The organism is Rhodobium orientis, assembly GCF_003258835.1.
Lineage (GTDB): Bacteria > Pseudomonadota > Alphaproteobacteria > Rhizobiales > Rhodobiaceae > Rhodobium > Rhodobium orientis.
The window spans coordinates 1-4,859 of the sequence record NZ_NPEV01000099.1 but is presented as its reverse complement, the minus strand read 5'-3'; the positions used below and the strand labels follow the sequence as shown (position 1 = coordinate 4,859).

The following is a 4,859-nucleotide window of genomic DNA, read 5'->3' as shown; positions in this document are numbered from 1 at the left end:
CCGGCGAGCGGCGGGCGAAGTCCCGGTCCGCCCGCGTTCCTGCCGATCCCCGCCGTCCGGCGGCCGGCGCGCTCGGCGCAGGAGCTGCTTGGCCGTCTTGCCGGACGGCCACCGGGGACCCTCCTCAAATCCATAGGTGCCGATCGGCCTCGCGCCTTCGACGACGCGTTTCCGTCCGGCACTGGCTTCCTGATCCATGCCGGCCTCGACGGTGCCGAGATCCGCGCCTTGGCGCGCCGGGCGCGGGCCTTCGGCCTCAGCGTCGCCGAGCAGGCGCTTGCCGACGGCCGGCTCGGCGAGACGGCACTGACCCGGGCCCTTTCCGTCCACCTCGGCCTGCCGATGCTGACCGGGGCGCGGCTGCCGGTCCCGGTTGCAACGCGCTTTTATCTGGCGAAGGACGGCGCTGAGGGGCTGCGCCATCTGATGATCGACGGCGGGCCGCTCGGCCGCCGGACTGCCATGGCGCCGCCACCGGACGGGTTCGATCGGTTCATCGGCCACATCCGCCGCCACCCGGACCTGCGCGACCGCATCGTGCTGGTCGAGATGGCGTTGATCGCCCGAACCGCCGCTGCCTGCCGGGTGGAAATCTCGGCCGAGATCGCAGAGGCGCCGGAGCTTCTGCTCCACTGGGCCGGCCTACCGCGCGAGCAAGCCCACGCGCTCGGTGCCGAGGGGCGAGAGCGCAGCGCCGATCCTCTGGCGCTTGCCCTCCGCCGCGGCCTTGTGACGGCGGAACGATTGGCCGACGCGCTGGCCGACATAGCCGGTTGCGCGCGGCTGCAACGGTTCTCCCTGGCGGGCGCATACGACGGCCTTCGGCCCGCCGACTACCGCTGCCAGACAACGGCGGGGGTGGAGACCCTCAACGGCGCCCTTGTCGCCGTCGTCCCGCGCGTCGAAACGGTGCAGCGCCTCCTGCAGATGCTCGCCCGCGACCCGGGCCTTGCGACACGGATCGGCGTCGTTGCCGACCGTGCTTTGGAAGCCCGCCTGCGCACTCGCCACGCCCGGCGCGATTGCGCTGAGGCCGTTGCCGTGCTTGCCCGAGGCGCGCCAGAGCTTTCCGCGGCCCGGCGCATGACCACGGTCGAGGGCGGCACCTTTCTCGCGCTCGCCGCCGTCACCAGCCTCGTCGGTGCCGCGCTGCCGCCCGCCTCCGTCGTCCTCGCCGAGATCCTGTCCGCCGGCACCATCGCCGCCGTCACCCTGCCGCGGCTGCTGGCGGCGATCGAACGGCCTGCCCACATGCCGGCCCCGACGCCGGTACCGGACGACGAATTGCCGGCCTACACCGTGCTGGTGCCGCTCTATCGCGAGAAGCGCACCCTGCCGGGCCTCATCAAAGCGCTTCAGAACCTCGACTACCCGGCCGAGAAGCTGGACATCAAGCTCATCGTCGAAGCCGACGACGGAACGACCCGAAAGCGCCTGTCGGACCTTGCCCGGGGCCCGGCAATGGACGTCGTTGCCGTGCCGCAGCTCGGGCCGCGCACCAAGCCGAAGGCGCTCGCCCATGCGCTCGCCTTCGCCGCCGGCGACATCGTCACCATCTTCGATGCCGAGGACCGGCCGGAGCCGGACCAGCTTCGCCGCGTCGCGGAGAAATTCGTCGATGGATCGGACGACCTTGGCTGCATCCAGGCGAGCCTTGCCATCGACCATGCCGGGGACAACTGGCTGACCCGCAATTTCGCGCTGGAATATGCCGCCCTCTTCGACGGCCTGATTCCCTGGCTGGCCCGGCGCGGCCTTGCCTTTCCGCTCGGCGGCACGTCGAACCACATCCGCCGCGCGGCCCTCGATGCCGTGCGCGGCTGGGATCCCTTCAACGTCACGGAGGACGCCGATCTCGGCTACCGGCTCGCCCGCCATGGCTGGAAGATGACGACGATCGCCTCCACCACATGGGAGGAGGCGCCGCTCACCCTGCCGGTCTGGTTCCGCCAGAGGACGCGCTGGTACAAGGGCTGGCTGCAGACCTGGCTGGTCCATATGCGCCGCCCGGTCCGCCTCCTGCGCGACCTCGGCCTTGCCGATTTCGCCATGTTCCAGCTCCTGATCGGTGGCGGCCTTGCCGTGCTCGGCCTACACCTCGTGCTGGCGGGGATGCTTGGCGCAATGTCCTTGGGAGTGCTGCCGCTGCCGGAGGCACTTGCAGGCGGCAGGGCGACGCCGCTGGTGCTGCACGGGGCGGTCGGCCTTGCCGGCTGGCTCGCGCCGTCGCTGCTGATCCGGCGCGCGGCAAGGCGGCGCCGGCTGAAGACCCCGGCGCATATCTTCCTGACGCTGCCGGTCTACTGGCTGCTGATGGCGGCAGCGCTCGTTGCCGCCATTGCCGATCTCATTCTCCGGCCGCTTCACTGGGCAAAGACGGAGCATGGACTGGCCCATCGTCCGCCGCCACCACGGCCTTCGGAAGCGGCACCCGGCAGAACCCCTTCGGCGGCACGCCGAGGGCAGTATTGAACTTTGCCGACATGTTCTGGAAGGCGATCAGCCCGGCAAGTTCGACGATGCCGTCATGGTCGTAATGCGCGCCGAGGTCGGCGATCAGGTCGTCGTCGACGGTCTGCGGATCCCGCGTCATCCGCTCGGCGAGCTCCAGCACCAGGCGCTCCCTGGCGTCGAACATCGGCGAGGTGCGCCAGTCAGCGAGCGCGAAGGCCTTTTCCTCCGACACGCCGCGCTTCAGCAGCGTTGCGGTGTTGAGATCGATGCAGAAGGCGCAACCATTGAGCTGGGAGACCCGGACGGTGAGCAGCGAGCGCATCGCCGGATCGACCGGCGAGCGCCTGCGGTCGAAGGCGCCGTAGAGCAGCGCCAGCATTCGAAATACCAGGGGCGAGCGGCCCCAGAGGAGCGCACCGTCGAGGATCGCGCCGTATTTGCGCTTCTGGTTCCAGAAGAACGGCCGAAGCGTCAGCGGATACTCCTTCAGCGCCTTCGGCGGCACGCGCAGGTGCGCATGCGCCGCGGCCTGCGGCTCCCGGTCTGCCATGAAAGTCCCCCAATGTGCTGGTCGCCGCGCCTGGCTCGCGAAGGCCGGCACGGTCGGTCGTTGGATGTTCCGTGGACTGTAACCCCTTGATCGCGCGAATGCATCTTCCAGGCACGCACATTTTCGTGCGCGCGACAATTGCGCCGGCGACGAGGTCGCGTGTCGAGAACGGGAAGGGGGCGCGAATCAGGCGATTGGTGCGCCTAGATGGCGACTGTCCGAACGCAAAGCGTTCGCAAGCTCGAACGAGCGCCGGCCGGTCAGGCCGCCCATCGGAGCGATGAGCGAAGCGAATTCGCGTGAGATATGTGAAATGGAGCGGGTGAAGGGAATCGAACCCTCGTCGTAAGCTTGGGAAGCTTCTGCTCTACCATTGAGCTACACCCGCGGGAGCGGCCGATCGATCAGCGCGCTTGCGATGCTTATTCAAGGGCAAGCGGGGTGCATGTCAAGAGGCGGCGTCACTACCACTTATTTCGCCTTGACGGATCGCCCCGGAAAACCGACTTGAAGGGCTGCCGCGAACCGGGCGGCCGGAAGGAATTTTCAGACAGCGGGTCGGGAATGGACAAGCTTCGCTCGATTGTGACGTCGCCGCGTTTCGAAGGCGCCATCATCGTTCTCATCGTCATCAACGCCATCACCCTGGGCCTTGAGACCAGCCAGAGCGTCTATGCCGAGATCGGCCCGTTCCTGATGGTGCTGGACCGGATCATCCTCGCCATCTTCGTCCTGGAACTGGTACTGAGGGTGATCGTCCACGGGCGCCGCTTCTTCGTCGATCCCTGGAGCCTGTTCGATACCTTCGTCGTCGCCATCGCCCTGATGCCGGCGACCGGCAGCCTGTCGGTGCTGCGGGCGCTTCGCATTTTGCGTGTGCTGCGGCTGATCTCCGTGGTGCCGTCGCTCCGGCGCGTCGTCGGCGGGCTCGTTGCCGCGCTGCCCGGCATGGGCTCCATCGTGCTCCTCATGGTGCTGATCTTCTACGTCTTCTCGGTGATGGCGACGAAGCTCTACGGCGCCGACTTCCCGCAATGGTTCGGCACCATCGGCGCCTCGGCCTATACGCTGTTCCAGATCATGACGCTGGAAAGCTGGTCGATGGGGATCGTCCGGCCGGTGATGGAAACCCACCCCCTCGCCTGGGTCTTCTTCGTGCCGTTCATCCTGTCGACGGCCTTCACCGTGCTCAACCTGTTCATCGGTATCATCGTCTCGGCGATGCAGGAGGAGCACGAGGCCGAAGCCGCCGCCGACCGCGTGGCGATCCACGAGGAGACCGGCAACGTCGTCATCGAACTCCGGGCCCTGCGCAAGGAAGTGGCGGCGCTGCGCGCCGTCATCGACGAGCGCCGCCAGACGGAGGAGCGGGGGTAGGGGGGATGAACCGCGCTCGGTCGGTTCGTGACGCTGATGACCTCCGCAAGGGCGGCGGGTTTTTTGTGTCTCACGGCTGAGCGCTCGCTATCGCTCGCTAGCCTCCGACGGGGGCGGCGCATGAGCGCCGGCGCGCGGTCGCGCTTGCGAAGCCTTACGGCTTCGATGATTTCCCCACGCCGGCCCAACACTCCTCCGTCATCCCGGCCGGAGCGAAGCGGAGAGCCGGGATCTATTGCCCGTCTCGACGCGGTATGCCTTTCGCGGCTCAGGGGCGACGTTTGCGGGGCCGGGATCCGTGCCAAGACCCGCCACGGGCTACACTGCCGATGGGGGCAATGGATCCCGGACTAAATGTTTGTCCCGGGGAGATGATTGACAGGTGTTCGGGGACATGGCTTACAGTCATTGATGATCGTTTCGGGTATGGTTGAGGTCAATGGTTGCGATATGCGTTGCACCGAAGCAGACGCGATAG

2 protein-coding genes, 1 tRNA gene and 1 pseudogene are annotated in these 4,859 nt (G+C 67.8%); 2 read left to right on the top strand and 2 right to left on the bottom strand.

Going from position 1 to position 4,859, the window contains the following annotated elements:
- Positions 1–342: 342 nt before the first annotated feature.
- A pseudogene (locus CH339_RS25345) lies at positions 343–2,115 on the top strand (glycosyltransferase); the annotation flags it as partial.
- Between the two features lie 232 nt (positions 2,116–2,347).
- Here CH339_RS25345 and CH339_RS23375 read toward each other — a convergent pair.
- Together CH339_RS23375 and CH339_RS23370 are read right to left on the bottom strand one after the other, a co-directional pair.
- Positions 2,348–3,004 carry a carboxymuconolactone decarboxylase family protein gene (locus tag CH339_RS23375; protein WP_111436825.1) on the bottom strand — a complete coding sequence of 219 codons (657 nt, stop codon included), beginning with the start codon at positions 3,002–3,004 and terminating at the stop codon, positions 2,348–2,350.
- A 314-nt stretch (positions 3,005–3,318) separates the two neighbouring features.
- A tRNA-Gly gene (locus CH339_RS23370) sits at positions 3,319–3,392 on the bottom strand.
- Positions 3,393–3,568: 176 nt separating this feature from the next.
- Between CH339_RS23370 and CH339_RS23365 the strand changes: the two genes are divergently transcribed.
- Entirely contained in the window at positions 3,569–4,381 is an 813-nt protein-coding gene (locus CH339_RS23365) for an ion transporter (RefSeq protein ID WP_111436824.1), read from the top strand.
- Positions 4,382–4,859 lie beyond the last annotated feature (478 nt).

Bases quoted from the DNA above. Each gene is read 5' to 3' on its own strand.
- CH339_RS23375 (WP_111436825.1), bottom strand. From the start codon at position 3,004: ATGGCAGACCGGGAGCCGCAGGCCGCGGCGCATGCGCACCTGCGCGTG.
- CH339_RS23365 (WP_111436824.1), top strand. From the start codon at position 3,569: ATGGACAAGCTTCGCTCGATTGTGACGTCGCCGCGTTTCGAAGGCGCC.